Source organism: Methyloceanibacter sp. (assembly GCF_035650995.1).
GTDB lineage: Bacteria > Pseudomonadota > Alphaproteobacteria > Rhizobiales > Methyloligellaceae > Methyloceanibacter.
Window position 1 is genome coordinate 1 of sequence record NZ_DASRGO010000171.1, and the last position, 2442, is coordinate 2442.

Genomic DNA, 2442 nt, shown 5'->3' on the forward strand with positions numbered 1-2442 from the left:
TTGTTGGCATCGACCACCGGGGCCGAGGTCAGGTTGTAGCGCTCGAACTCGCGCGCCACCGCCTCCTGATCGGCTTCGACCTCGATCGGATGGATGTCGGTGCTAGTCAGCGACTCGATGCTGGTCGGGCGTTTGGCCCGCAGCAGCCGATCGAGCGCAACCGACCCGATCAGGTGATAGCCGGGATCGACGACGAAGATCTCATAGAAGCGGTCGGGCAGGTCCTCGGCGTCGCGCATGTAGTCGATCGTCTGGCCGACCGACCAGAACGGCGGCACGGCGATGAGGTCGGTCTGCATGATGCGGCCGGCCGAGTCCTCGGGATATTCGAGGCTGCGCAGCAGCGCGGCCCGCTCGAAGGACGGCAGCTTGGCAAGGATGTCCGACTGTTCTTGCTTGCCGAGGTCCTCGATGACATAGACGGCCTCGTCCGAATCGAGCTCCTGGAGCGCCTCCGCCACCTGCTCGGGCGGCATGACTTCGAGCACTTGGTCGCGGACCGGCTCGTCGAGCTCGGGCAGAGCCGCCGCGTCGAAATCTTCGCCGAGCGTCCCGACGAGTTCCGTGCGCTGCTCGGGCCTGAGCAGCCGCATCAGGTCGGCGAGATCGGCCGCGTGCAGTGGAAGAGTGAGCTCGCGCACCTTGGCCGCGTCGTGGGCTTCGAGCGCGGCTTCCACCGCATGCAGGAAGCCGGAGCGAATCCCGCCCTCCTCGTCGCGCAGCTCGATCTCGCCTGCGGCGTCCTGCATGGCCTGTCCGATCGCCAAATTTGCGTTGCGTTCAAGCGGGAGGGCCGGCGTCGCGGGAGCGCAACGGGCGCGCCCTTAAAGGGCGTCGGCCAATGCCACTCCCGGCCTGCCTCGGCAGGCGCGGCCCGAGCGGCACTAGACCCTTATTGGGTGCCAATTTCCAGCCCAAAAGTGCCGCAGAGCCGGCAAGGGCTTAGGCCGGGCGCTTGGTCTGGAACGACGGGCAATTTAGGAGTGGTGCGGTCGAGAGGAATCGAACCTCCACGAGCGAAGCTCACAGCGACCTCAACGCTGCGCGTCTACCATTTCCGCCACGACCGCGAATTCTTGGGGCTTTCCGCCGAACATATGGCTATAGCCTGCCCGATCGGCAAGAAACCGAGCCCGCTGCCTTAGCAAACCTGCCTGAGGCGTGCAAGGATGGCTTGGCGACCGGTTCAAACCCTGCGGAACGATTGGAGCGCATGGCCGAAACCCTTGCCAAATGGACGCTTGGCGGCGGCTCCGCCCAGGTCGGGATCGAGTGGCTCAAGAGCCGTTCGCCGGTGCCCTACCCTGAGGCACTTGCTGCCATGGATGAGAGGGTGGATGCGATCGCCAAGGGCTCCGCGAGCGAGTGCGTCTGGCTGCTGGAGCACCCTGCCATCTATACCGCGGGCACCAGCGCCAAGGAGACCGAGCTCCTCGAGCCCACGCGCTTTCCCGTTTACCGCTCCGGGCGCGGCGGCCGTTTCACCTATCATGGGCCGGGCCAGCGCGTGGTCTATGTGATGCTCGATCTCGCAACCCGCGGCCGCGACGTCCGCGCCTTCGTCACCGGGCTCGAGGATTGGCTGATCGCTGCGCTCGCCACCCTCGGCGTCGAAGGCGAGCGGCGCGAAGGCACGGTCGGCATCTTCGTGCGCGGCGCCAAGATCGCGAGCATCGGCGTGCGCGTCCGCCGCTGGGTGAGCTTTCACGGCGTGAGTCTCAACGTCGATCCGGAGCTCGAGCATTTCTCAAGCATCGTGCCCTGCGGGCTCCAAGGCGTGCCGGTGACGAGCCTTGCGGCGCTCGGCGTTAAGACCGACATGGATGCTGTCGACGCGGCTCTCCGGGCCGCCTTCGACGAGGTCTTCGGCTGAAGCGGGCGAGGCTTAGCGCCAGCGATCGCTCGCAATCACCTTGAAGCCCGGCGCGACCGAGCCGCCCTCGTGCACGACCGTGACCTTGGTCACGCGGGCGGCTTCTGGTCCCCTCTCGCACAGCTTGAGCATCTTGGCGACCGCATCGGCGGGACCCGAAAACACCGCCTCGACCGCGCCGTCCGCCGTGTTCTGCACCGTGCCGTCGAGCCCGAGCGATTGCGCGGTCTCGTAGGTCCAGGCGCGGTAATAGACCCCCTGCACCCGGCCCTCGATTCTCACCGTCACGGTGCGGGTTTCTACTGCTTTCTCCGCCATCATAAACCCAAGGACGTCATGCCCGGCCTTGTGCCGGGCATCCACGATCTAACTAAGGATGAAAGACGTGGATGGCCGGGACAAGCTCGGCCATGACGAAAATTAGAAATAGAATGACGCTATCTTAAGCAAATTCGAGGATCACGGCGTCGACATTGAGGCTGTCGCCGGGCTTGGCCAGGATCTTTGCCACCTTGGCGTCGCGCTCGGCCTTGAGCACGTTTTCCATCTTCATCGCCTCGACGACGCAC

Annotated in this window: 4 protein-coding genes and 1 tRNA gene; 1 reads left to right on the top strand and 4 read right to left on the bottom strand. The window is 65.4% G+C overall.

The genetic code is table 11. The features are described from left to right. Both VFB18_RS12790 and VFB18_RS12795 read right to left on the bottom strand, forming a co-directional pair. Positions 1–767: magnesium transporter (locus VFB18_RS12790; RefSeq protein WP_324975872.1), on the bottom strand; the 767-nt coding region annotated here is incomplete at its 3' end. A 217-nt stretch (positions 768–984) separates the two neighbouring features. Further along, positions 985–1070 (bottom strand) — tRNA-Leu (locus VFB18_RS12795). Positions 1071–1213: 143 nt separating this feature from the next. Here VFB18_RS12795 and lipB point away from each other — a divergent pair. Further along, positions 1214–1873, top strand: coding sequence for a lipoyl(octanoyl) transferase LipB (lipB, locus tag VFB18_RS12800; RefSeq protein WP_324975875.1), 660 nt, complete (start codon positions 1214–1216; stop codon positions 1871–1873). A gap of 12 nt (positions 1874–1885) precedes the next feature. Here lipB and VFB18_RS12805 read toward each other — a convergent pair whose 3' ends face one another. Together VFB18_RS12805 and VFB18_RS12810 are read right to left on the bottom strand one after the other, a co-directional pair. Then, on the bottom strand, positions 1886–2191 hold the full coding sequence (locus VFB18_RS12805) for an acylphosphatase (protein WP_324975878.1): 306 nt from the start codon (positions 2189–2191) through the stop codon (positions 1886–1888). Between the two features lie 124 nt (positions 2192–2315). Next, a partial coding sequence (locus tag VFB18_RS12810; protein ID WP_324975881.1) for an acetyl-CoA carboxylase biotin carboxyl carrier protein subunit occupies positions 2316–2442 on the bottom strand: 127 nt, incomplete at its 5' end.